Origin of the sequence: Pseudomonas antarctica, from assembly GCF_001647715.1 — a bacterium.
GTDB classification, from domain to species: Bacteria; Pseudomonadota; Gammaproteobacteria; order Pseudomonadales; family Pseudomonadaceae; genus Aquipseudomonas; species Aquipseudomonas antarctica_A.
The window spans coordinates 2,202,617-2,226,519 of record NZ_CP015600.1 but is presented as its reverse complement, the minus strand read 5'-3'; the positions used below and the strand labels follow the sequence as shown (position 1 = coordinate 2,226,519).

Sequence of the window (23,903 nt, the reverse complement as noted above, 5' to 3'; positions counted from 1 at the left end):
GTCATGGATGTTTTTTGGTTTCTGCCAACGCACGGCGACGGTCATTACCTGGGCACCACCCAAGGGGCACGGCCGGTCACCCTCAACTATCTGAAACAAGTCGCACAAGCAGCTGACAGCCTCGGTTACTACGGCGTGTTGATTCCTACCGGCCGCTCGTGCGAAGACTCCTGGGTTATCGCCTCAGCGCTGGTACCGCTGACTGAACACCTGCGTTATCTGGTCGCCATTCGCCCGGGCATTATCTCGCCCACGGTCTCGGCGCGCATGGCCGCTACCCTGGATCGCCTGTCCAACGGCCGCTTGCTGATCAACGTGGTAACCGGCGGCGACCCCGACGAAAACCGGGGCGACGGCAGTTTCCTCGACCACAGCGAACGCTACGAAGTCTCAGACGAGTTCCTGCAGATCTGGCGCCGAGTGTTGCAGGGCGAATCGGTGGACTTCGAAGGCAAACACCTGCGCGTACAGAATGCCAAGGCCCTTTACCCATCGGTGCAGAAGCCGTATCCGCCGCTGTACTTCGGCGGTTCTTCCGACGCCGCCCACGACCTGGCCGCCGAACAGGTCGACGTATACCTGACCTGGGGCGAGCCGCCCGCCGCTGTTGCGGAAAAACTCGCGGATGTCCGCGAACGTGCCGCCCGCCACGGCCGCACCGTGAAGTTCGGCATCCGCCTGCACGTGATCGTACGCGAGACCGAAGAAGACGCCTGGAAAGCCGCCGACAAACTGATCGAGCACATCAGCGACGAAACCATCGCTGCCGCGCAAAAATCCTTCTCGCGCTTTGACTCCGAAGGCCAGCGCCGTATGGCCGCCTTGCACGACGGGCGCCGCGATAACCTGGAAATCGCCCCCAACTTGTGGGCCGGCGTCGGCCTGGTACGCGGCGGTGCCGGCACGGCACTGGTCGGTAACCCGCAGCAGGTGGCCGAGCGCATCAAAGAGTACGCCGACCTGGGCATCGAGAGTTTCATCTTCTCCGGCTACCCACACCTGGAAGAAGCCTATCGCTTTGCCGAGTTGGTGTTCCCCCTGTTGCCGGAACCCTACGCCAGCCTTGCCGGGCGTGGCGTCACCAACCTCACGGGCCCGTTTGGCGAAATGATTGCCAACGATGTGCTGCCCACAACGAAGGCCTGAGCGCGCTGAATCTGCTTTATGGGGAAGCGGGCTTGCTCGCGAATACGTCAGTTCAGTTAATTCATTTGCCATCTGACACACCGCTTTCGCGAGCAAGCCCGCTCCCACATCTGGCCTTCATTGCCAAACCGATATTGAGGAACATCGTGTGACAGCCAAACCCCACAGCGTCCTGCCATCGCCGTTGCAGACCGCCAAACTGCTGGCCGCCGAATTTGCCCTCACCGCCGTCGAGCGCGATGAGCGTGGCGGCACACCGAAAACCGAACGGGACGCCCTGCGTCAAAGCGGCCTGCTGGCCCTGAGCATTCCCACCCAATACGGTGGCCTCGGTGCACGCTGGAGCGAAACCCTGGGCATCGTTCGCGAGTTCGCCAAGGTCGACAGCTCCATCGCGCACGTCTTTGGTTTCCACCACCTGATGCTCGCCACCGTGCGCCTGTTTGCGCGTCCGGACCAATGGCAGCCCTGGTTCGAACAGACCGCACGCAAAAACTGGTTCTGGGGCAACGCCCTCAACCCGCTGGACACGCGCACGGTGGTCAAGGATTTTGGCGGCTGGCGTGAATTCTCCGGCAAGAAGAGCTTCTGCTCCGGTGCCAGCGATTCGGAAATGCTGATTGCCTCAGCCGTGGATGAAAGCGCTGGCGGCAAACTGCTGATTGCCGCCATTCCCAGCGGGCGCAGTGGCATCACCCTACATAACGACTGGAACAACATCGGCCAGCGTCAGACCGACAGCGGCAGCGCCAGCTTCGAACGGGTACGCGTCGAGGAGTCGGAATTGCTGCTCGACCCAGGCCCACTGAGCACGCCCTTCGCCTGCCTGCGCCCGCTGATCGCGCAACTGACCTTCACGCATATGTTTCTCGGCATTGCCGAGGGCGCATTTGAAGAAGCGCGCCATTACACCCTGACCGAAACCCGTTCATGGCATAAATCCTCGGCCGACAACGTGCGCCAGGACCCTTACGTCCTGCACCATTACGGCGAGTTTTGGGTAGCCTTGGAAGGCGTGCGCCTGCTGGTGGAACGCGCTGCCGAGCTGCTCGATCAGGCCTGGGCCAAAGGCCCCAACCTCAGTGAACACGAACGCGGCCAACTGGCCATTGCGATCGCCACCGCGAAAGTCGCCGCCACCCGCCAAGGCCTGGAGTTGTGCAGCCGCCTGTTTGAAGTCACCGGCGCGCGTTCCACCCACGCCTCCCTGCGCCTGGACCGCCACTGGCGCAATCTGCGCACACAAACTTTGCACGACCCGGTGGACTACAAGCTCCACGAACTCGGGGACTGGGCGCTGAACCAGTCCCTGCCGATTCCAACGTTCTACTCTTAAGAGAGGTGCCCATGCAGCTTTTAACCTTACCGCCCTCGCCCGCCCTCGCGACGTCGATTCGCGCCACGGCCCAGGTCTTCGAAGACCCGAAATCCCAGGCGCTGCTCGATCACATCCAGCAAGTGGCACCCAGCGAAGCCAGCGTGCTGATCATCGGCGAGACCGGCACCGGTAAAGAGCTGGTGGCGCGCCATATTCATAACCTCAGCGCACGGCGCAACCGGCCGTTTGTGGCGGTGAATTGCGGGGCATTTTCCGAATCGCTGGTGGAGGCCGAACTGTTCGGCCATGAAAAGGGCGCCTTTACCGGCGCGCTCAGCGCCAAGGCCGGCTGGTTCGAAGAAGCCGACGGCGGCACTTTGTTCCTGGATGAGATCGGCGACTTGCCGATGGCGATCCAGGTCAAACTGTTGCGCGTATTACAGGAACGCGAGGTGGTGCGCCTGGGTTCGCGCAAAAGCATTCCCATCGACGTGCGCGTGCTGGCAGCGACCAACGTGCAACTGGAAAAGGCGATTAATGCCGGGCACTTTCGCGAAGATCTCTACTACCGCCTCGACGTGGTCAGCCTCGAGCTCAGCCCGCTGCGCGAGCGCCCCGGCGACATCCTGCCACTGACCCGGCATTTCATCGAAGCCTACAGCCAGCGCCTGGGCTATGGCCCGATCACCATCAGCCGCGAGGCCGAACACAAGCTCAAAAGCTACAGCTGGCCGGGCAATATTCGCGAGCTGGAAAACGTGATTCACCACACCCTGCTGATCTGCCGCAACGGCGTGATCGAACGCGATGATCTGCGCCTGTCGAACCTGCGCATCGAGCGCCAGGACGACAGCCAGCACGGCAGCGATAACAGCGCAGAAGCGTTGCTGGCGCGCGCCTTTCAAAAGCTGTTCGAGGAACAGGCCGGCGCCCTGCATGAAAAGGTCGAGGATGCGTTATTGCGCGCCGCCTACCGCTTCAGCCATTACAACCAGGTGCACACCGCCAGCCTGCTGGGCCTGAGCCGCAACGTCACGCGCACACGCCTGATCAAGATCGGCGAGTTGGCGGTGAACAAACGCCGCCCTGGGGAAAACGTGCAAGGCGAGCGGATGCTGCACTTATCCATTTAGGCGACAGTGCAACGCGTTGTCATGACTGCGCTCAAAGCTGCGCAGCACCTGGAACGAACCAAAGGTCACCGCCGTGGCCTGGTGGGCGCGAATCAGCGTCCAGAAATCTTCCTCGCCGTGCTCAAAACATTCAAACGCCGCCTCACCGTCCTCGCGGGAGCGCCATTGCAGGTAATTGAGCACCCGCCGCCCGTCTTCACTGACCTGCACACTCGCATTGATAAAGCCGCCGTGGCCTTGGGCCAGGCGCTCGCTTTGGGTAGACAAGGCCGCTACCAGGGCGAACTGCTGCCGGGGCTCGATCTGAAACTCGATCAATTGAGTGAAGCTGCGACTCTTCTCTGATACCTGCATGAACACTCCCCTTTCTCTGTAAGCAGAATTTTGCGATTCGATGCCACGCAGGGTAAAACCTCTAGTTAAGTCAAGGTCAAGCATTGATTCGGAGTGTTTCATGCTCACTAAAGAACTCACCGTCGGCCAACTGGCCGCCCGCAGTGGCGTAGCGGTCACGGCTCTGCACTTCTATGAATCCAAGGGCCTGATCAAGAGCAATCGCAATGCGGGCAACCAGCGGCGCTACCCACGGGATGTGTTGCGGCGGGTGGTGGTGATCAAGATTGCCCAGCGTTTGGGGATTGCGCTGGCGACCATTGGCGAGGCATTGCAGACCTTGCCGGATGAGCGCACGCCTACGAAGCAGGATTGGGAACGTTTGTCGGCGCTGTGGCGAGAGGACCTGGACGATCGCATCAACAAGTTGTTGCTGCTGCGCGACAAACTCAGTGGGTGCATTGGGTGTGGGTGCCTGTCGTTGGACGCGTGCCCCTTGCGTAATCAGGATGATCAACTCGGGGAGCGTGGGCCGGGTGCCCATTTGCTGGAGCCCACCACCGCATCTTGACTTGGGAATGCGATCAATGTGATTTGCCAGGCTCAGAAGCCTGGGGCAATCTGGCCTTTGTAGCGCGTCAAAATGAACTGGCGCACTGCCTCGGAATTCAACGCCTTGGCCAACTTCTGAATGCCCGGGTCGTTGATATTGTCCGGTCGCGCAACCAGGTACTCGACGTACAGCGATTTACCCTTCTCCACAATCAACGCGCTGTTGGTATCGATCCCCGCTTCCAACGCGTAATTGGCAAACACAAACGCCAGGTCCACCTGGCTCACCGAGCGCGCGAGCAAGGCGCCTTCCAGCTCGCGGATTTTCAGGTGCATGGGGTTCTGCGCGATATCGCGCGGTGTGCTCAAGGTGTTGCTTGGGTCCTTGAGTTTGATCAGCCCGGCTTCATCCAGCAGCACCAGCGCGCGCCCGGTGTTGACCGGATCGTTGGGGATCGACACGGTGGCGCCGTCCTTGAGCTCAGCAATGTTTTTGATCCGCGTCGAGTAAGCACCAAACGGCTCGATATGCACACCCACCACCGGCACCAGGTCGGTGTGGCGAGTCTTGTTGTAATCATCCAGAAACGGGCGGTACTGGTAATAGTTGGCGTCGATGTTTTTCAGCGCCAATTGCTGGTTGGGCTGGATAAAATCGGTGAAGACTTTGATTTGCAAATCCACACCTTCCTTGGCCAATACCGGTTTGACGAACTCGAGGATTTCCGCGTGAGGTACAGGGGTCGCGCCCACCACCAATTTCTCGTTGGCGAACGCATTGAACGACAGGACAGCAGCCAAAATGGCCAGGGACTTTTTCATGCATGCTCCAAGGTTAGCTTTATAAGAATTAACGGCGGCTATAACGCGCTACCAAACGGTCACCCGTCATCTGCAAGGCCTGCACCAGCACCAGCAAAAGCACCACGGTGACCACCATTACGTCGGTCTGGAAACGCTGATAGCCATAGCGAATCGCCAGGTCACCGAGGCCACCGCCACCGATCACACCAGCCATGGCGGTGTAGTCCACCAGCACAATTGCGGTCACGGTCACCGCCGCCAGCAACCCGCCGCGAGCCTCCGGCAACAGCGTGTGGCGGACTACCTGCCAGGTACTGGCGCCCATGGACTGGGTTGCCTCCACCACACCGCGGTCCACCTCGCGCAACGCGGTTTCCACCAGCCGCGCAAAAAACGGGGTGCAGCCCACCACCAGCGGCGGGATGGTGCCCGGCACGCCAAGGGACGTGCCGACCAGCAACGTGGTCAGCGGGATCAACACAATCAGCAGGATGATGAACGGCAGCGACCGCAGCACGTTGACCACCACTGACAGCAACCGATACACCACCAGCGCTTCGTGCAACTGGCGCTTGCCGGTGAGAAACAGCAGTACGCCGAGCGGCAACCCCAGCAGCACGGTAAAACCCAGCGCGGCGCCGAGCATGCTCAGGGTTTCCAGGCAGGCTTGGCCGATGTCAGCCCAATAGATGTTTTTAAATAACTCGGCCATGCGTTATGACCAGTCGTGACGTGGCGGCTTGGCGCCATTGAGCAACCAGTTGCCCACCACGTGGTATTTCCAGCGCACCGGGTCGTGCAGGGTGTGCACCCGTGCGTTGCGCCAGTGGCGGTCGAAGTTGTGCTTCTTCAGCGTCGAACGAGTACCGCCAAGTTCGAACAGTTTGTTGCTGGCTTCTATAGCGATTTCAGTCGTCAACACCTTGGCCCGAGCCACGGCCAGGGACGCGTGGGCGACGTTGTCTGCATTCGGTGCCGGGCGGGCGGCGTCCAGGGCAAACCCGGCGCGTTGCAACAGGGCTTCGGCGGCTTCCAGGCGAATATCCAGGGCGCCGACCTGGATGATGGTCAGCGGGTCTTCACTGGCTTTTTGCACCCCGGCGTCGATCCACGGCCGGGCAAATTGCTGCACGAACTGCACAGTGTCGCGCAACGCGGCACGGGCAATTCCGGCGTCGATGGCGGCGGTGGTCAGTTGTGCGAAAGGACCGGCCAGAGTCGGGGAATCGTAGGATTTATGTGTAGGAAACAGATTGAAAGCCGACACCCGCAGGTTTTCCGCGAGCACGCTGCCGCTGCTGGTGGTGCGCTGGCCCATGCTGTCCCAGTCGTCGACCACCACCAGCCCTTTCGTGCCACGCTTGACGAAGGCCAGTTGCGCATTTTGCTGCTCATCCAGCGCCAACACCGCCAACCAGTGGGCGTACAGCGAACCGGTGCAGTAACCTTTGCGGCCGTTGATCACATAACCGTCGCCTTCGCGTCGAATCGTGGCCTGGATGTCCTGCACGTGCTTGCCGCCGGTTTCCGACAGCGCATTGGCAAAACGATGGCCTTGCAGCGCCAGGCCGAAGAAATGCGCCTGCTGCTCGGGCGTGCCTTGCAGGCGAATATCCTCCAGCAGGCAGTAGTGGTTCTGCGGGATCTGCCCCAGCGATGGGTCGGCCGCCGAGATAATCGCAATCACCTGGGCCAGCACCGCATAGGAGACTTGGGCGCCACCAAACTCGCGCGGCACGCTGATGCCCCACAGGCCGCTGTTGGAATACAGGTCGACCACCTCGGCGGGGACCTGGCGGGTGCGGTCGCGTTCGGCGTCCTGCTCCAGCAGCACGGCGGCGACGCGATGGGCGACGGCAATCGCCTGGGCTTCATCGCGGATCAGTTAGGCATGGGGTGCGTGAATGGGGTAATCGGCAGATACAGGCAGTACAGACATACAACGCTCTCGGGCGAATGGTTTGTCTGCTCTATTGCAGCTTCTGTGCCGTGCCCCGAAACAGCCGGCCTGGCCGCCAAACCGGGATCGAAAACCGCCTTTGGCGCAGCAATCTGCCTGTTCACTGTTGCCTGGCCAACACCTCGTCGGCTGCCCGCAAGCCGCGCGATACGTGGCCTATAGTAAACAGCCCGTACCTCCATAACCACAATCAAGGAGAACGACATGAGTGCCAAATCTATCCCCGAGGGTTATCACAGCGTTACGCCTTATATGGGCATCGACAACGCCGCCGAAGCCATCGAGTTCTACAAGAAAGCCTTTGGTGCCACGCAAGTCATGCGCCTGGACATGCCCGACGGCAAGGTCGGCCACGCCGAACTGCGCATCGGTGACTCGGCGATCATGCTGGGCTCGCCCTGCGCTGAAATGGCATTGCGCAATCCGGACGAACACACCAGTGTCGGCTTGCACCTGTATGTGAACGACGTGGATGCGCAATTCGAGCAAGCCGTTGCGGCAGGCGCCAGTGTGGTATCAGAGCCCAAGGATCAGTTCTACGGCGACCGGTCGGCGAGCGTAAAAGATCCATTCGGCCATCTTTGGTTCCTGGCCACACGCAAGGAAGACCTGACCGAAGCACAGATCCGCCAGCGCGCCGAAGCGATGTTCAAGCAAGGCTGAGATCGCGCCTGCAATACACATCAAATGTGGGCGCTGGCTTGCCTGCGATGCAGACAGCTCGGTGTTTCAGGTACATCGCGTCGATACCATCGCAGGCAAGCCAGCACCCACAGGGGTCCTCATTGCCTGAGCGATCGGGGCCGGCCGGCAGGCTCCTACACACTTCATGAACAACCCCTACACGCTTTCCCCCTTGCCCCGAACGCTGCGTGATTCCAGGATGCAGGCAATCATCACAAGGAGTCATTCCATGTTCGCCGGATTCCAAAAAGACCAGTGCCACGTCAACGGCGTGGACATCAGTTACCGCAAAGGCGGTACAGGTCCCGGTCTGCTCCTGTTGCACGGGCACCCGCAAACCCACGTCATCTGGCACAAAGTCGCCGAACAGTTGGCCGAGCATTTCACCGTGGTGGCAGCCGACCTGCGCGGCTATGGCGACAGCAGCAAGCCGCCGGCCAACGATCACCACGGTAACTACGCGAAACGGGAAATGGCCCGCGACGGCGTCGAACTGATGAAGGCCCTGGGCTTTGACACGTTCTCGGTACTGGCCCACGACCGTGGTGCCCGGGTCGCCCATCGCCTGGCGCTGGACCATCCGAACGCCGTGCAACGCATGGTGCTGTTGGATATCGCGCCAACCCTGGCGATGTACGCCCAGACCGACGAAGCTTTCGCCCGCGCCTACTGGCACTGGTTCTTCCTGATCCGCCCGGCGCCGCTGCCGGAGGCTTTGATCGAGAGCAACCCCGAGCTGTACCTGCGCAGCGTGATGGGCAGCCGCAGTGCCGGGCTCAAGCCGTTTACTGATGAAGCCTTCGCCGAATACCTGCGCTGCCTGCAACTGCCAGGTACGGCTCGCGGTATCTGCGAAGACTACCGCGCTGCCGCCGGTATCGACCTTGAGCACGACCAGGCGGATATCGACGCCGGCAACCACCTGAACCTGCCGTTGCTGGTGATGTGGGGCGCCGAAGGCACTGTCGGCCGCTGTTTCGAACCGCTTGAGGAATGGCAGAAAGTCGCCACCGATGTCCGTGGCAAAGCCCTGCCCGCCGGCCACTACATCGCCGAAGAAGTCCCTGAACTGTTGCTTGGCGAAGTCCTGACCTTCCTGCGCTGAGCCGTATGACCCCGTGACCTGACGGACCCGCCTCGCCGGCTGAAAATGTCTGCGACGGGTTCGCTTTGCCCAAAAAAAGCCCCTCGAGATAATAACAATGACAATCCGAAAACTGCTGGGAACCCTGTACGTGCAGGTGCTCATCGCTATCGCGCTGGGTGTGTTGATCGGCCACGTATGGCCGCAAATCGGTATCGACCTCAAGCCTCTTGGCGACGGGTTTATCAAGCTGATCAAGATGATCATCGGCCCGATCATCTTCTGCACCGTGGTTTCCGGCATCACCAGCATGCACGATGTGAAACAGGTCGGCCGGGTGGGTGGCAAGGCGCTGCTGTACTTCGAGATCGTCTCGACCATCGCGCTGTTGATCGGCATTCTCGCTGCGCACCTGCTGCACCCGGGCGTCGGTTTCAATATCGACGTGAAGACCCTCGACAGTTCGGCCATCGCCGGCTTTGTCGGCCAGGCGCAGCACAGTGAAGGCGTGACCGGGTTTCTGCTGAATGTCATCCCAGCGACCTTTTTCGATGCCTTCGCCAAAGGTGAAATTCTACCGGTGCTGTTTATTTCCGTGCTGTTCGGCCTCGGCCTGGTGATGGTCGGTGAGAAAGCGCGGCCGCTGGTGAGCGTCATCAACCAGGCCAGCGAGGTATTTTTCCGCATCGTGGCGATGATCAGCCGTGTAGCGCCTATCGGCGCCTTCGGCGCGATTGCTTTCACCATCGGCAAGTACGGCGTGGGCTCATTGCTACCGCTGCTGAAACTGGTCGGCACCTTCTATATCACCGCGTTGTTTTTTGTCGCGGTGGTACTGGGTAGCATCGCCCGTTACGCCGGCTTCAGCATTTTCAAGTTGATGGCTTACATCAAGTCGGAACTGCTGATCGTGCTGGGCACCAGTTCGTCGGAGTCGGCGCTGCCGCAACTGATCCAGAAACTCGAAAGCCTCGGCGCGTCCAAAGGCGTGGTGGGCATCGTGGTGCCGACCGGCTACACCTTCAACCTGGACGGCACCAACATCTATATGACGTTGGCGGTGTTGTTCCTGGCCCAGGCCACCAATATCGACCTGCCGCTGGAGCAACAACTGACGTTGCTGGCCGTGGCCATGCTCACCTCCAAAGGCGCCGGTGCGGTGGTCGGTGCAGGCTTTGTGGCATTGGCTGCGAGCCTGGCGGTGGTGCCGACTGTCCCCGTGGCGGCAATGGTGCTGATCCTTGGCGTCGACCGCTTCATGGCTGAATGCCGCTCGCTGACCAATATCATCGGCAACGCCGTCGCCACGCTGGTGGTGGCCGCCTGGGAAGGTGAGTTGGATCGCGACAAGATGGCGCCGATTGCCCTCAAACATGGCCGGCATGCGCGTGCCGCGCAAGCGAAGATCGCTGCCGAATAAGCATTCACGCCCAGGCGTGCCGGAAGGTGCGCCCATCCGGTGCTATGCTGGCGGCTCATGCCGCCACGCTTGTTTTCTGATGACTAACAAGAAAGATAACGTGCCCCTACCCGAAGACCTGCGGGTGTTCCTGACCGTGATTCGCAAGGCGGGTTTCGCTGCCGCCGCCGATGAGTTGGGCCTGTCGCCTGCGTATGTCAGCAAGCGCATCCAGATCCTCGAAACTACCCTGGCCACTCGCCTGCTGCACCGCACCAGCCGGCGCATCGCCCTGACCGAAGACGGTGAACGGGTGCAGCGCTGGGCCGTGCGCATCCTCGAAGATTTCCAGCAACTTTCCGATGAACTCTGCGACGCCCACGACAGCCCCCGTGGGCATCTGCATTTGTGCAGCAGCTTCGGCTTTGGCCGCAACCATGTGGCGCCGGCCCTGTCGTTGCTGGCCGAACAATACCCGGACCTGGAAATCCGCCTGGACCTGTTCGACCGCGTGGTGGACATCGTCAGCGAAGGCTTCGACCTGGAGATTCGTGTGGGCGATGACATTCCCGGTCAACACATCGGCCGACGCTTGGTGAGCAACCGCCGAGTGCTGTGCGCGGCGCCGGCGTACCTGAAGCGCCGGGGCACGCCGCAACAGTTGAGTGACCTGGAGCAGCACGACTGCCTGGTGCTCAAGGAGCGTGACAACGCCTTTGGCATCTGGAACCTGGAGCGTGATGGCAGCGCGCAAAGTGTTCGCGTACGCGGGCCGCTGTCCTCCAACAATGGCGAGATCGTGTTGCAGTGGGCCCTGGACGGACGCGGGGTGTTGCTGCGCTCGATGTGGGATGTGAAGCCGCTGCTCGAACAAGGCAAGCTGGTGCAGGTGCTTCACGACTACACCCAGAGTGCCAACGTGTGGGCGGTGTACCCGACGCGGTTGGCGTACTCCGGAAAATTAAGAGCGTGTGTGGAATTTTTGCAGGAGCACTTCAAGGGGTTGTCGATCTGACGCCCCGATTGGCGCTGTAACCCAGCCATAAGCCCATGACCACCAGGGCGGTCAACGGCAGCCCGTGGAACAACACGATCACTTGGGACGGTGCCCATGTCAGGTAGAACGGCCCGACCACGAGCATGCCTACGCCAAAGCCGGCCATCTGGATCAGGGTCAATAAACTGAACAGCGGCAGGCGCAGGCTATCCGGTTCACTCTGCGCGCGGGAAACCAAGGCCACCTCGGAGACCCCATCGCCCAACCCCGCCCACACCACCCACACGAGTGCCAGCCACAGTTCGCTTTGTTGGAAGGTCAGGATAAAGCCGCTGGACATCAGCGCCACACCGGCCATAAACAGGCGCTCCATGCCTTGGGTACCTCGCGTTTTCAACACTGCACTGGCCAGCCGCGCGCCCACGAACTTGCCACAGGCCCAAACCGCCAGCAGGTACCCCATCACGGTTTTTGCCGTATCGGGCGAAATGTACTGCGACAGCACCGGCCAGCCGACGTTATGCGCCGCGCTGCCAAGGGTGTCGAGCATGCTGATCAACAACATCGCCGCCAGCACCGGCGCCCCACGCAGCCCTTGGGTCAGCTCGCGCCACTCAGCCGAAAGCCCGCGATGCGCGGCGACGGCCACTGTGTACAACACACGCAATGGCAAGATCAGGCAGGCCGCCAGGATATAGGTGCCGATATTCACGGCAAACACCGCCTCGAAGCCTCCCGTGGCAATCAGCAACCCCGACAGCAAACTGCCGAACACCGCGCCGGTCGCCGCCGCCGACGTGATCCACGCATTGGTGCTCACCCGCTGCTCAAGCGCCACCCATGTCGGTAACTGGCTGTTCAGGCCAATCGCAAACAACGAATTGCACAAGCCGATGCCAAACGCGATGAAGGGCAGCACGCTGAGCTGATGCGCCGGTATCAACACCAGCAGCGGCATCAGCAGTAATGCTCGGGCAAGGTCCAGCCCGGCCAACGTGCCACGCCCGGCAAAGCGCCTGAAAAAAGGAATACCGAACAGGCTCGCAATAATCCCACCGGTGACGCGGCACGCCAGGAAAACACTGACAAACACCACGCTTTGGCTGAGCCAGTAGACGTAAGTGGACAACGCCACCATGTTGAGGAACGCGCCGAAATCCGACACCCCGCGGGCGAAGATGATCAAGCGTGCATTGCGGGTCGACCGCGTTGATTCAGGATCAACGTTCAGCACGTCCATGTCAGACACTTCCTTTTCTTATAATGAGCCGACTTCCTTGTCGGTCCCACTTAAGTCTACGGCGCCCGGTGTGTCAACCGAGCCAGGGGTTGGCCGCCAGGTGCCTGCGCTCGAACGCCTGGATCTGTTCACTGCGCTGCAAGGTGCTGCCAATCGCATCCAGGCCGAGCAGCAACGCGGTCTTGCGCAAGGTGTCGATCTGGAAGGGGATCACCTCGCCGTCCGCCAAACGAATCTGCTGCGCCTGCAGATCCACACTGATCTGCGCCTGTTCAGGCTGGCTTACAGTCTGCCCGAGCGCCTGCAGCACCGCCTCGTCCAGGGTGATCAACAACACGCCGTTACGCTGGCAGTTGTCATAGAAGATGCCGGCAAAGCGGCTGCCGATCAGCGCGCGAATACCCATTTGCTTCAAGCCCCACACCGCATGCTCACGGCTGGAGCCACAGCCGAAGTTCGGCCCGACCACCATAAAGCGCGCGCCCTGCCAGGCCGGCTGGTTGAGCACGAATGCCGGGTTGGGCTCGCCTGACGCGAGGAAGCGCAGGTCGAAGAACAACCCACGGTCGAGGCCGCTGCGGTCGATACCCTTGAGAAACTGCTTGGGCATGATCACATCGGTGTCGATATTCGCCGCAAGCATCGGCGCGGCCTTGCCGGTAACCAGGGTGAACGGTTGCAGGCTCATGCGCGGTCTCCAAAGTGACGAATATCGGTGAGGCGGCCGGTGATGGCGGCAGCGGCGACCATGGCCGGGCTCATCAGGTGAGTGCGGGCGCCGGCGCCCTGGCGGCCTTCGAAGTTGCGGTTGGTGCTGGAAGCGCAGCGGTCGCCGGGGGCCAGCACATCGTCGTTCATCGCCAGGCACATCGAGCAGCCTGACTGGCGCCATTCGAAACCAGCGTCGATAAAGATCGCCGCCAGCCCTTCGGCTTCGGCCTGGTCGCGCACTTCGGTGGAGCCGGGGACGATCATCGCCCGTACGTGGTCGGCCACGTGTTTACCGCGCACGACACTGGCGGCGTCGCGCAGGTCTTCGATGCGGGCATTGGTGCAGGAGCCGATAAACGCATGGCTGATCACGATATCGCTCAGCGGCATCCCGGCTTCCAGGCCCATGTAATTAAGCGCGCGGCGCATGTCCTGGCGCAGGATCAGGTCGCTCACGTCTTGCGGGTCGGGCACGCGGGCGCCGATGGGCGCGGCCTGGTCGGGGCTGGTGCCCCAGGTGACCATGGGTTCCAGGGTGCTGGCATCCAGGTGTACTTCTTGGTCGAACACCGCATCGGCGTCCGAATACAGTTGGCGCCAACTCACCAATGCCTGCTCCCACACCTCGCCCTTGGGCGCGCGGGGTTTGCCCTTGAGGTAGGCGAAGACTTTTTCGTCCGGTGCCATGAATGCGCCGCGCGCACCGGCTTCCACGGCCATGTTGCAGATAGTCATGCGTGCTTCGACGCTCAGTGCATCAATGGTGGAGCCGCGAAACTCGATGGCATAGCCGGTGGCGCCGGACGCGCCAATCTTGCCGATCAGCGCCATGATCACGTCCTTGGAGGTGAGGCCGCGCGCCAGTTCGCCGTCAACGGTCACGCGCATGCTTTTCAGGCGTTTGTAAACCAGGGTCTGCGAGGCCAGCAGGTGCTCGATTTCCGAAGTGCCGATACCAAAACCGAAAGCGCCCAATGCGCCATAGGTGGTGGTGTGGCTATCACCGGCGGCGATCACCATGCCCGGCAGGATAAAGCCCTGCTCCGGCGCGATCACGTGTTCGATGCCCTGGCGCTTGTCGAGGATATCCAGCAGCTCGATGCCGAAGTCCCGGCAGTTTTCCGCCAGGTACGACACCTGCCGCGCGCCGCCCGCATCGGGCATCGCCGCAATACGCGTGGGCGTGGTGGGGTTTACATGGTCAACCACTGCCAGCGCCGTGCCGGGGCGCCAAACCTTACGCCCGGCCTCGCGCAAGCCGCTGAATGCCTGGGGGCTGGTGTATTCGTTGATCACCTGGCGGTCGATGTACAGAAGGACATGGCCCTGATCGTCCAGGGGGCACACCGTATGGGAATCGATGTGTTTGTCGTAGAGGGTTCTGGCAGTCATTTTTTCTTCGGGCTCACTCAACGGTATGCCCCCATCCTACGCAGCCCCCCGGCCCCATCAATGGCACCTGGGTGATGGCTTGGAACATGTTTCGTGTTCGATCAACGCCTGAAAGCACTGCGAATGTGAACCTGAAACATTTTCTTTCATATGCGGCCTGGGGATTTCTCATCCTCATCCGTCTTAACTTAGATACAGCCCGTCGCGTCAGCAAAAGCTACGACCGGCCTTTTCCGGGCCTCCATCGCCCTCCTCCGCTCAAGACCCGTATTCACATGTCAAACGTTCACCTGTCAAAGAAGTCACGTTCAAAGCTTTGGTTTCTTGTGCACAGCTGGCTGGCGTTGCCGATCTGGTTTTTTGTACTGATCGTCTGCGTCACCGGCACCCTGGCGGTGGTCAGCCAGGAAATCGTGTGGCTGGCCAACCCGGATATCCGCGCAAGCAAGCCGTCGGATGACGCCCGGATGCTGAGCTTTGACCAGGTGATCGCCGCGATCAAACGCGAAGAGCCCCAGGTGATCGTGCAGTCGATCATCCGCCCGGACGAAACGCACTTCGCCCTCAGTGTCGACCTCAGCTACCCGGATGGGCGCTCCGTTGAGGTCTACGTCAACCCCTACACCGGAGCGATCCAGGGCATCAGCCCAGCCTTCAACTTCAAGCAATTTACCCGCGCCCTGCACGGCTGGTGGCTGGTGCCGTTCACCAATGGCTTCAGTTGGGGCTGGTACCTGGTCTCGGCGCTCGGCCTGCCGTTGCTGGCGTCACTGGTGACCGGGCTGGTGGTCTACAAGCGTTTCTGGAAGGGTTTTCTGCGACCGACCCTGCGTATCCGCCACGGCGCGCGAATCTTCTGGGGGGACTTCCACCGCCTGAGCGGGATCTGGTCAATCTGGTTTATCGCGGTGATTTCCATCACCGGCACCTGGTTTCTGATCCAGGCGATTCTGGGGGACAACCAGATTTCCATCTCCAGCGAACCGATCGTCCCGGTGATCGCCCGTGAAAAGGTGCCGTTGTCCGCGCCCGGCGTGCCGGCACCGATGATCCCACTGGACGACGCCATCGGCATTGCCACCCAACGCATTCCCGGGCTGGATGCCACATTCGTGTTCCTGCCGCTCAACGCCTATAGCCACCTGCAAATCGGCGGGCGCGGCTGGTACCCGCTGATGTTCCAGACGGCCCAACTCAACCCGTACAGCGGCGAAATCGCGGTGTCGCACTTGCTGTCCGACCGCTCGACGCTGGAGTTCGTCACCGAGTCCATGCGCCCGCTGCACACCGGCGACTTTGGTGGGCTGTGGATCAAGCTGATCTGGGCATTCTTCGGCCTGGTGCTGAGCATGATGGTGTTGAGCGGCCTGCTGATCTGGACCAAGCGCACCGCCCTGGCCACCCTCAATGCGCTCAAGCGCGAAGCCAAGACGCAACGTGCGCCGGCCGCCGCCCTCGCCATGCAGGCTGAAACCTCGGAGGCCAACTCATGAGCAAGGTCGCTCGCGCTACGCCGCCTTCGCCGCTGCGCGCTTTTTGGCTGAAATGGCGGTTCCATATCAACATCCTGCTGTTGCTGGTGCCCCTGGGGTTCATGCCCAAATACTTCGCCGACGCCGCGTTGTTTCGCGGGGATACCGGCATTGGCGAGCGGGTCGTCGGCGACGTGCAGGTCGGCCCCTGGAGCCTGAAACTCGCCGAATTCCGCAACGAAGGCCCGAGCCCGGACCCGGCCGGCCCGATGAAATTCTTCAACGCCGCCCTGTGTGACACCTGCGCCGAGCAGGTCAAGGCCACCTACCTGCGTATCGGCAAACCGCGCAGCTTGCGCGCCGCCGGGGTGATCTTCTTCGGTACGCCCTACCGCATGGGCGCCGCATTACCAGTGCCTGAACGCACGCCGGTCGACGCCGAACTGTGGGTCACCATGGAAGGCTGGGACGGCACGATGCACCAGGGTTCCATCCCGCTGAGCCAGGCCTCGCCTGCCACCATTGCCTGGCTGAACAAGCAAGGAGTTAAACCATGACGTTCAAGCGTCTGACCCGCACCGCTGCGGCGCTGTTACTTTGCGCAGGTTTCAGTACCACCGCCCTGGCGCACAACCCGATGTGCGAATGCAAGGAAATACCCGGCGAGCAGATCCAGTGCACCGGCGGTTTCTCCGACGGCAGCGGCGCCCCGGGCGTGACCCTGGACGTCATCGGCTACGACGAAACCATCCTGCTGCCCGGCAAACTCGGCCAGGACTCAACCCTGACTTTCAAGAAGCCCGCGGCCGAGTTCTATGTGCTGTTTGACGCGGGCCCCGGCCACGTCGTTGAAATCGACCAAGCGGATATCCAGCCTCAATGAGCACGACACAGGTTGTACGCCCCGCCGGTGCCGGCCACGAAACCCTCTACGTGCTCCTGCTGTGCCTGATCATCCTCGCGGTGGCCGGTTCGGTGGTGGCCCTGCACGGTGAAACTCAGGAAGTCGCGGCGCTGCCCAGCCACCAGTTGGACGCCCGTCGCGACCTCAGCGCATCCGAACAAGGCATCTATGCCGACCTGCGGGTGACCCTGGATGAAATCCAGCTGCTGCAACAGGAGCAAAGCGCCCTGCCGACGCCTGCGCAACTGGCCGAAGAAGGTTTCGCACCGTTTGCCCAGGACGCCAGTTCGGTCAGCCGTGGCGACCACCGCTGGGCGTTGCTGGCGCCTGCTGCCTATTTGGGCTTGAGCCAGACGCCGAGCACCAGCGGCTCGCTGCTGATGCGCGTGCACGGTGCCGAACCGGATATCTGGCTCAACCGCCAACCCCACCTCGCCGCCCCTTCCGACCTCACTGACCAGGCGCTGATCGCTGCCGGCTGGCAGCAGGTGGTCGCGCAATTCGATGCCGGCGTTACGCGCCAGCACCGTCACTGAACGAGAAGACCAAGTGCCCATGTCTATTTCATCTCCCTTGTTGCGCCTGTTGCTGGTTAGCCTGTTCAGCCTGATGCTGGCGCCCTTGGCAAATGCCGAGGCGGCCAAACGCCTGCGTATCGGCATCACCCTGCACCCTTACTACAGCTACGTGGCTAACATTGTCGGCGACAAGGCCGACGTGGTCCCGCTGATTCCGGCCGGCTTCAACCCGCACGCCTATGAGCCCCGCGCCGAAGACATCAAGCGCATCGGCACCCTCGACGTGATCGTGCTCAACGGCGTCGGCCATGACGATTTCGCCGACCGTATGATCGCCACCAGTGAGCGCCCGGACATCCCGGTGATCGAGGCCAACGCCAACGTGCCGTTGCTCGCCGCCACGGGCAATGCCGCGCGTGGCGCGGGCAAGGTGGTCAACCCGCACACCTTCCTGTCGATCAGCGCGTCGATTGCCCAGGTCAACAACATCGCCCGCGAGTTGGGCAAGCTTGACCCGGACAATGCCAAGGCCTACACCCAGAACGCCCGTGCCTACGGCAAACGCCTGCGCCAGATGCGCGCCGACGCCCTGGCCAAGCTGACCAGCGCACCCAACCCCGACCTGCGCGTGGCCACCGTGCACGCCGCCTACGACTACCTGCTGCGCGAGTTCGGCCTGGAAGTCACCGCCGTGGTCGAGCCCGCCCACGGCATCGAGCCAAGTCCCAGCCAGTTGAAAAAAACCATCGACGAACTGCGCGCCCTGGATGTGAAGGTGATCTTCTCGGAGATGGATTTCCCGTCCACCTACGTCGAGACCATCCAGCGTGAATCCGGGGTCAAGCTGTACCCGCTGTCGCATATCTCCTACGGCGAATACACCCCTGAAAAGTACGAAGTGGAAATGACCGGCAACCTCAACACCGTGGTGCGGGCGATTCAGGAGTCGGGGGCATGACAGCCGCGGAACAACTCAAAGTGGCCAGCATCGGCCCAACCCTCGACTTCGACAAGGTGTCGTTGACCCTGGGCCGCACGGTGATTCTTGACGCTGTCAGTTTCCAGGTAGAACCGGGCAGCATCCATGCGTTGGTCGGCCCGAACGGCGGCGGCAAAAGTTCGCTGATCAAGACCCTGCTGGGGCAAACGCCGCACCACGGTCAATTGCGCCTGCAGTGGCCAAATACGCCCGGCACCATCGGTTACGTGCCCCAGGCGCTGGAATTCGACCGCGGCTTGCCGATGACGGTGGACGATTTCATGGCCGCCATGTGTCAACGGCGCCCGGCGTTTCTGGGCCTGTCCAAACACTACGCCGCCGCGATTGGCGAGGCGCTGGAACGGGTGGGCATGCAGGACAAACGCAAACGCCGCATGGGCGCGTTGTCCGGCGGTGAGCGTCAGCGTGTCTTGCTGGCCCAGGGCCTGATCCCGGCGCCACACCTGCTGGTGCTGGATGAGCCGATGTCGGCCCTTGATGAAGCGGGCATCCAGGTATTCGAGCGACTGCTGCATGACTGGCGGCTGGCCGGGATCACCGTGCTGTGGATCGAACACGACCTGGAAGCCGTCGGCCGTCTCGCCGACCGCGTCACCGGCCTGAACCGCCGCGTGCTGTTCGACGCCACGCCCAAAGAGGCATTGACCCCGGACCGCCTGCTGACCCTGTTCTCCACCCACCCTCGGAGCTCGGCGCCATGAGTTATGAAGCGTTTCGTTTGATGGTCCAGGGCTGGGCCTCGTCCGGGTACCTGCCGGAGGCGCTGGCCTATGGGTTTGTGGTCAATGCCTTGCTCGCCGGTTTGCTGATCGGCCCGGTACTTGGCGGCCTGGGGACGCTGGTAGTGGTCAAGCGCTTTGCGTTTTTCTCCGAGGCTGTCGGGCATGCTGCACTGACCGGCGTGGCCGTGGGCATTCTGCTCGGCGAACCCTACACCGGGCCCTATGGCGCACTGTTCGGCTACTGCCTGCTGTTTGGCATTCTGCTCAATTACCTGCGCAACCGCACAGGGTTGGCGCCAGACACCTTGATCGGCGTGTTCCTGTCGGTGTCGCTGGCGTTGGGCGCGAGCCTGCTGTTGATCCTGGCAGGCAAGATCAACGTGCATATCCTGGAAAACGTGCTGTTTGGCTCGGTGTTGACGGTTAACGGCAATGACTTGCTGGTACTCGCAATTGTCGGTTCGCTGGTGATGGCCCTGGCGCTGCCACTGTACAACCGCATCATGCTGGCCAGCTTCAACCCGCAGCTGGCAGCGGTGCGCGGTGTGGCCGTGAAGACGTTGGACTACCTGTTCGTGATCCTGGTGACGCTGATTACTGTGGCGGCCGTCAAGGTGATCGGCGCCATCCTGGTGGGCGCGCTGCTGGTGATTCCGGCCGCTGCGGCGCGCCTGCTGAGCCAGTCGCTCAAGGGGTTTTTCTGGGTATCCGTGATGATTGCCACGGTCAGCACGCTGTGCGGCATCCTGTTGCCGATCATCTTCGACCTGCCCATCCCCTCCGGCGCCGCGATCATTCTGGTGGCCGGTATCGCCTTCGCTTTCGCCGCCATCGCGCGCGGCACTGTGCCCAGCCTCAAAGGGAATCTTGGATAATGCGCCCTGTCTTTCGCCCACTGGCCCTGGCCATCGCTTGTTTGCTCAGCACCTCGGCGCTGGCCGTTGACGGCCTCGACCCCAAGGAGTTCAAAGTCAACCAAGGCCTCGGCCATGCCGCCCTGACCCAAACCAAAAAAACGGTCAAGGTCCTGGCGTCGTTGCCCATCACCTACGGGCTGGCCGAGGTGCTGCTCAAGGGCACCGACGTGCAGCTTGAGCGTGCTGCGCCGGCCAACCTGCCCGGCTCGCGCCAGGTGTCCTACTTCACGGGCCGTGGCGCCCCAGCGCTGAATACCCTGGCGCAGGATGCCGACGCCGCCATCGGCCTGCGCTCGCTGTGGGCGGACGACCCGCTGTACCCGGTGGCGCGGCGCAGCAATATCCGTATCGTCGAAGTCGACGCCGCGCGCCCGGTGGACGGCGGCTTGCCAGGCATCGCCGTGCAACCGGGCAGTGCCGATGGCTTGAACAGCCAGCCCTGGCAGTCGGGCAACAATATGGGGCGCATGGCCGATGTGATGGCCGCCGACCTTGGCCGCCTGGCGCCCAACGCCAAACCGAAGATCGACGCCAACCTGGCGGCCCTCAAGCAACGCCTGCTCAAGCTCAGCGCCGACAGCGAAGCGCGGCTGGCCAAGGCGGACAACCTGAGCGTGGTCAGCCTGAGCGATCACTTCGCGTATCTGGTCAGCAGCCTGAACCTGGAAGTGGCCGGTACCGATGCACGGCCGGATGCGGACTGGACGCCACAAGCGTTGCAGGCGTTAAGTGCCCGCTTGAAGGACAGCGACGTGGCGGTGGTGCTGCATCATCGTCAGCCAAGTGAAGCGATTAAAGCGGCGGTGGCGGCAGGGGGTGCGCAACTGTTGGTATTGAATGTCGACGGAGCGGACCCGGTGGCAGAGCTGGAAACCAATGTGGATCAGGTCATTAAAACCCTGATGCCATAGGCGAGCGACTCTTCAAGTCGAGATCGATTCAAGTGTGGGGGCTGGCTTGCCTGCGATAGCAACAACGTGGTCTGTGTGATGTACCGAGGCGCCCGCATCGCAGGCAAGCCAGCTCCCACATTAAGCTCGCGGTGCATCGGCTGATGGTCAGCCAGCCCGGCACCCGACTGTCAAACCACATCGACGCCGACATGAATCGCATCATGCCGCCAAAACTCCAGGTCGCAGTCGATCAACCGCTGATGCTGGTCATAGTTCACCCGTGCGATGCGCAAGCCCGGGCTGCCCACCGACACGCGCAATGCGCCGGCGGCTTCCACCGGCAATGACGTCGGTACGATTTCGAAGCGCACGCGGCCGTAATGCAAGTCGTACTTGCGCGCATACAGCTCGGTCATTGATTGATTCAGGTCGCATTCCAGAATCCCCGGAAAATACTGCGGGTTCAGGTAGTGCTCCACATACAACACCAGGCGCCCATCAATCCTTCGGCCCCGGCAAATCTGGATCACACTCGACAGCGCCGGCAATTGCAGCCATGCACACACCGCCGCCGACGCCGGTTGCAGGCGCGCAGAAATCACCTCGGTCGACGCCACCCGCCCCTGGTCGCTGACCATCGCGTGAAAGTGGCTGCGTTGCATCAGGTTGTAAGCCAGCCGTGGCGGCGAAACAAACCACCCGCGGCGTTCCTCGCGATAAATCTGCCCTTGGGCCTCCAGTTGTAACAAGGCTTCCCGCACAGTAATTCGAGTGGTACCAAACAACTCGCTGAGCTTGCGCTCGGCGGGCAATTTACTCGCAGGCGGCAACAGGCCGTGGTCAATCTGCTCTTGCAGCGCCAGGCCGATGGAGGTCACCGCCTTGATTGCCTCATCACGCATCAACATTACCTATCTGGACTAGACCAGCACCGTTCAAGTGCACAAACCGCGCTTTATTTGGGCTTCTGCTATTGCCTGCCAGCCTAGGCATTACAGATGACCGACAGATGACAGTCCCTGTCCAGGCCCTGCACCACACCCTGCAATACATCGGCCAAGTCCAGGGCCTGCGGGTACTTGAGCATGGTCTACGCTGAGTCTGCACTGAGCGACAAAAGCGATTTAAAAACGACACAGACATGAAACTGTCATCCATCGAGCCTAGATTGGCTCAGGTATTGCTCTGACCTAGACCAAAGGGGCGATTCATCACTGATTTCTTGGGGCGCGCCGGACCTGATTTTGTGCAGGGCAAGGCGCGAGGAGCGTGGTTTGGTTGTTCCAAATAAGCGACGAGTAACGCAGCCCTGCGCAAAATCAGGCCCGGCCCTTCGGGTTGCGCCTGAAAGCCGGCCAGGCTGTGTTGCAGTCCTTGGCAAGGAAACGACCCTTACCTGCGGACTGCGCCTAGCCCGGCCGGCTTTCAGGCGCAACGCGCCACAAGAAATCAGTGATGAACCGCCCCCCCCCGCAAACGTTCTTAAAAACGCCGCGTTGAAAACGCCCAAAGGAGCTTCGGATGAAAAAGCTTTTCCTGGCATCACTGTTAGGCTCGACCATTGCCATGTGCACCGCCGCCATGGCCGCTGATACCGATCTGAAAACGCTGGAAGCCGCCGCGAAAGCGGAAGGCGCCGTCAACAGCGTCGGCATGCCCGATGACTGGGCCAACTGGAAAGGCACCTGGGAAGACCTGGCCAAGACCTATGGCCTCAAGCACATCGATACCGACATGAGCTCGGCCCAGGAAATCGCCAAGTTCGCCGCCGAAAAAGACAACGCCAGCGCCGATATCGGTGACGTCGGCGCGGCCTTCGGCCCGATCGCGGTGAAACAGGGCGTTGCGCAGCCGTACAAGCCGAGCACCTGGGCGCAAGTCCCGGATTGGGCGAAAGATAAAGACGGCAATTGGGCCCTGGCCTACACCGGCACCATCGCCTTTATCGTCAACAAAAAGCTGCTGCACGGCTCCGAAGCCCCAAAAAGCTGGGCTGACCTGAAGACCGGCAAATACAAGGTTTCCATCGGTGACGTGAGCACCGCTGCACAAGCCGCCAACGGCGTGCTCGCAGCAGCCCTGGCCAATGGTGGCGACGAGAAGAACATTCAGCCTGCCCTGCTGATGTTTGCCGAGATCGCCAAGCAAGGCCGCCTGTCACTGGCCAACCCGACCATCGCCACCATGGAAAAAGGCGAAGTGGAAGTGGGTGTGGTCTGGGACTTCAACGGCTTGAGCTATAAAGCCAAGATGGCCAACCCGGATGACTACGTCGTGCTGATCCCATCGGACGGCTCGGTGATTTCCGGCTACACCACCATCATCAACAAATACGCCAAGCACCCGAACGCCGCCAAGCTGACCCGTGAATACATCTTCAGCGACGCCGGCCAGACCAACCTGGCGCGCGGCAACGCCCGTCCGATCCGTGCCGAGCACCTGACCTTGCCTGCCGACGTCCAGGCCAAGCTGCTGCCTAACGAGCAGTACAAGAAAGTCACGCCGATCAAAGATGCCGATGCTTGGGAAAAGACCTCCAAGGCACTGCCGCAGAAGTGGCAGGAAGAAGTCATCATCAATATGCAGTAAGGCCTGAGCTGTAAACACGGTCAGTGTGGGAACTGGCTTGTGTGGGAGCCGGGCTTGCCCGCGATGCAAACGACTCGGTGTGTCATGTAAGCCGAGGTGATGCTATCGCAGGCAAGCCAGCTCCCACATAAGCAA

General features: G+C 61.7%; 25 protein-coding genes. 17 read left to right on the top strand and 8 right to left on the bottom strand.

The features are described from left to right. Positions 1-3: 3 nt before the first annotated feature. The 3 genes from ssuD (at position 4) to A7J50_RS10325 (ending at position 3,597) form a co-directional block, all read left to right on the top strand. Entirely contained in the window at positions 4-1,146 is a 1,143-nt protein-coding gene (ssuD, locus tag A7J50_RS10335; protein WP_064451699.1) for an FMNH2-dependent alkanesulfonate monooxygenase, read from the top strand. A 148-nt stretch (positions 1,147-1,294) separates the two neighbouring features. Beyond that, entirely contained in the window at positions 1,295-2,482 is a 1,188-nt protein-coding gene (locus A7J50_RS10330; protein ID WP_064451698.1) for an acyl-CoA dehydrogenase family protein, read from the top strand. A gap of 11 nt (positions 2,483-2,493) precedes the next feature. After that, a complete protein-coding gene (locus A7J50_RS10325) occupies positions 2,494-3,597 on the top strand; it encodes a sigma-54 interaction domain-containing protein (RefSeq protein ID WP_064451697.1) in 1,104 nt (367 codons plus the stop codon). Here the strand turns inward: A7J50_RS10325 and A7J50_RS10320 are convergent. Beyond that, positions 3,586-3,951, bottom strand: a complete 366-nt coding sequence (locus tag A7J50_RS10320) for an antibiotic biosynthesis monooxygenase (RefSeq protein ID WP_064451696.1) — start codon at positions 3,949-3,951, stop codon at positions 3,586-3,588. The genes A7J50_RS10325 and A7J50_RS10320 overlap by 12 nt on opposite strands. A 100-nt stretch (positions 3,952-4,051) precedes the next feature. Here A7J50_RS10320 and soxR point away from each other — a divergent pair, with 100 nt between their 5' ends. After that, positions 4,052-4,501 carry a redox-sensitive transcriptional activator SoxR gene (soxR, locus tag A7J50_RS10315; protein WP_064451695.1) on the top strand — a complete coding sequence of 150 codons (450 nt, stop codon included), beginning with the start codon at positions 4,052-4,054 and terminating at the stop codon, positions 4,499-4,501. A 32-nt stretch (positions 4,502-4,533) separates the two neighbouring features. Here the strand turns inward: soxR and A7J50_RS10310 are convergent, their stop codons facing one another. Genes A7J50_RS10310 through A7J50_RS10300 form a run of 3 tightly spaced genes read right to left on the bottom strand, consistent with a single transcriptional unit; the run spans position 4,534 to position 7,171 of the window. Continuing rightward, positions 4,534-5,304 carry a MetQ/NlpA family ABC transporter substrate-binding protein gene (locus A7J50_RS10310; protein ID WP_064451694.1) on the bottom strand — a complete coding sequence of 257 codons (771 nt, stop codon included), beginning with the start codon at positions 5,302-5,304 and terminating at the stop codon, positions 4,534-4,536. 28 nt (positions 5,305-5,332) lie between these two features. Next, positions 5,333-5,998 carry a methionine ABC transporter permease gene (locus A7J50_RS10305; protein ID WP_064451693.1) on the bottom strand — a complete coding sequence of 222 codons (666 nt, stop codon included), beginning with the start codon at positions 5,996-5,998 and terminating at the stop codon, positions 5,333-5,335. Positions 5,999-6,001: 3 nt separating this feature from the next. Then, the gene (locus A7J50_RS10300) at positions 6,002-7,171 is read right to left on the bottom strand and encodes an SfnB family sulfur acquisition oxidoreductase (protein ID WP_237140915.1); all 1,170 of its coding nucleotides are present in this window, start codon (positions 7,169-7,171) and stop codon (positions 6,002-6,004) included. A 279-nt stretch (positions 7,172-7,450) separates the two neighbouring features. Between A7J50_RS10300 and A7J50_RS10295 the strand changes: the two genes are divergently transcribed. The 4 genes from A7J50_RS10295 (at position 7,451) to A7J50_RS10280 (ending at position 11,428) form a co-directional block, all read left to right on the top strand. Beyond that, positions 7,451-7,909, top strand: a complete 459-nt coding sequence (locus tag A7J50_RS10295) for a VOC family protein (RefSeq protein WP_064451692.1) — start codon at positions 7,451-7,453, stop codon at positions 7,907-7,909. A 250-nt stretch (positions 7,910-8,159) separates the two neighbouring features. Beyond that, positions 8,160-9,035, top strand: coding sequence for an alpha/beta fold hydrolase (locus A7J50_RS10290; protein WP_064451691.1), 876 nt, complete (start codon positions 8,160-8,162; stop codon positions 9,033-9,035). 97 nt (positions 9,036-9,132) lie between these two features. Continuing rightward, entirely contained in the window at positions 9,133-10,434 is a 1,302-nt protein-coding gene (locus tag A7J50_RS10285; protein ID WP_064451690.1) for a dicarboxylate/amino acid:cation symporter, read from the top strand. A gap of 79 nt (positions 10,435-10,513) precedes the next feature. After that, complete coding sequence (locus A7J50_RS10280) at positions 10,514-11,428, top strand: LysR substrate-binding domain-containing protein (protein ID WP_064451689.1); 915 nt, start codon at positions 10,514-10,516, stop codon at positions 11,426-11,428. On the opposite strand, the gene A7J50_RS10275 is transcribed toward A7J50_RS10280, so the two are convergent. The 3 genes from A7J50_RS10275 to leuC form a co-directional block, all read right to left on the bottom strand. Beyond that, entirely contained in the window at positions 11,409-12,650 is a 1,242-nt protein-coding gene (locus A7J50_RS10275) for an MFS transporter (protein WP_064451688.1), read from the bottom strand. The two genes, A7J50_RS10280 and A7J50_RS10275, sit on opposite strands and share 20 nt — an antisense overlap. A 73-nt stretch (positions 12,651-12,723) precedes the next feature. Continuing rightward, positions 12,724-13,338: a 3-isopropylmalate dehydratase small subunit gene (gene leuD / locus A7J50_RS10270; protein ID WP_064451687.1), complete on the bottom strand. Its 615-nt coding sequence runs from the start codon at positions 13,336-13,338 to the stop codon at positions 12,724-12,726. Further along, on the bottom strand, positions 13,335-14,753 hold the full coding sequence (leuC, locus tag A7J50_RS10265; protein WP_064451686.1) for a 3-isopropylmalate dehydratase large subunit: 1,419 nt from the start codon (positions 14,751-14,753) through the stop codon (positions 13,335-13,337). Before leuC ends, leuD begins: the two co-directional genes overlap by 4 nt. 290 nt (positions 14,754-15,043) lie before the next feature. Here leuC and A7J50_RS10260 point away from each other — a divergent pair, with 290 nt between their 5' ends. Genes A7J50_RS10260 through A7J50_RS10225 form a run of 8 tightly spaced genes read left to right on the top strand, consistent with a single transcriptional unit; the run spans position 15,044 to position 21,197 of the window. Next, positions 15,044-16,246, top strand: coding sequence for a PepSY-associated TM helix domain-containing protein (locus A7J50_RS10260; protein ID WP_064454895.1), 1,203 nt, complete (start codon positions 15,044-15,046; stop codon positions 16,244-16,246). Further along, on the top strand, positions 16,243-16,782 hold the full coding sequence (locus A7J50_RS10255; protein WP_064451685.1) for a hypothetical protein: 540 nt from the start codon (positions 16,243-16,245) through the stop codon (positions 16,780-16,782). The genes A7J50_RS10260 and A7J50_RS10255 overlap by 4 nt, the downstream gene beginning before the upstream one ends. Further along, positions 16,779-17,108 carry a hypothetical protein gene (locus A7J50_RS10250; RefSeq protein ID WP_064451684.1) on the top strand — a complete coding sequence of 110 codons (330 nt, stop codon included), beginning with the start codon at positions 16,779-16,781 and terminating at the stop codon, positions 17,106-17,108. The genes A7J50_RS10255 and A7J50_RS10250 overlap by 4 nt, the downstream gene beginning before the upstream one ends. Then, entirely contained in the window at positions 17,105-17,665 is a 561-nt protein-coding gene (locus tag A7J50_RS10245; protein WP_064451683.1) for a DUF6162 family protein, read from the top strand. The genes A7J50_RS10250 and A7J50_RS10245 overlap by 4 nt, the downstream gene beginning before the upstream one ends. Positions 17,666-17,684: 19 nt before the next feature. Further along, on the top strand, positions 17,685-18,605 hold the full coding sequence (locus A7J50_RS10240) for a metal ABC transporter substrate-binding protein (RefSeq protein ID WP_053255310.1): 921 nt from the start codon (positions 17,685-17,687) through the stop codon (positions 18,603-18,605). After that, on the top strand, positions 18,602-19,348 hold the full coding sequence (locus A7J50_RS10235; RefSeq protein WP_064451682.1) for a metal ABC transporter ATP-binding protein: 747 nt from the start codon (positions 18,602-18,604) through the stop codon (positions 19,346-19,348). The genes A7J50_RS10240 and A7J50_RS10235 overlap by 4 nt, the downstream gene beginning before the upstream one ends. Beyond that, on the top strand, positions 19,345-20,244 hold the full coding sequence (locus tag A7J50_RS10230; protein ID WP_064451681.1) for a metal ABC transporter permease: 900 nt from the start codon (positions 19,345-19,347) through the stop codon (positions 20,242-20,244). Before A7J50_RS10235 ends, A7J50_RS10230 begins: the two co-directional genes overlap by 4 nt. Next, on the top strand, positions 20,244-21,197 hold the full coding sequence (locus tag A7J50_RS10225) for a metal ABC transporter substrate-binding protein (protein WP_064451680.1): 954 nt from the start codon (positions 20,244-20,246) through the stop codon (positions 21,195-21,197). The genes A7J50_RS10230 and A7J50_RS10225 overlap by 1 nt, the downstream gene beginning before the upstream one ends. A gap of 170 nt (positions 21,198-21,367) precedes the next feature. Here the strand turns inward: A7J50_RS10225 and A7J50_RS10220 are convergent, their stop codons facing one another. Beyond that, positions 21,368-22,081 (bottom strand): UTRA domain-containing protein, encoded by a 714-nt coding sequence (locus A7J50_RS10220; protein WP_064454894.1) that lies wholly within the window; start codon positions 22,079-22,081, stop codon positions 21,368-21,370. Between the two features lie 619 nt (positions 22,082-22,700). Between A7J50_RS10220 and A7J50_RS10215 the strand changes: the two genes are divergently transcribed. Beyond that, entirely contained in the window at positions 22,701-23,768 is a 1,068-nt protein-coding gene (locus A7J50_RS10215) for an ABC transporter substrate-binding protein (RefSeq protein WP_064451679.1), read from the top strand. Positions 23,769-23,903 lie beyond the last annotated feature (135 nt).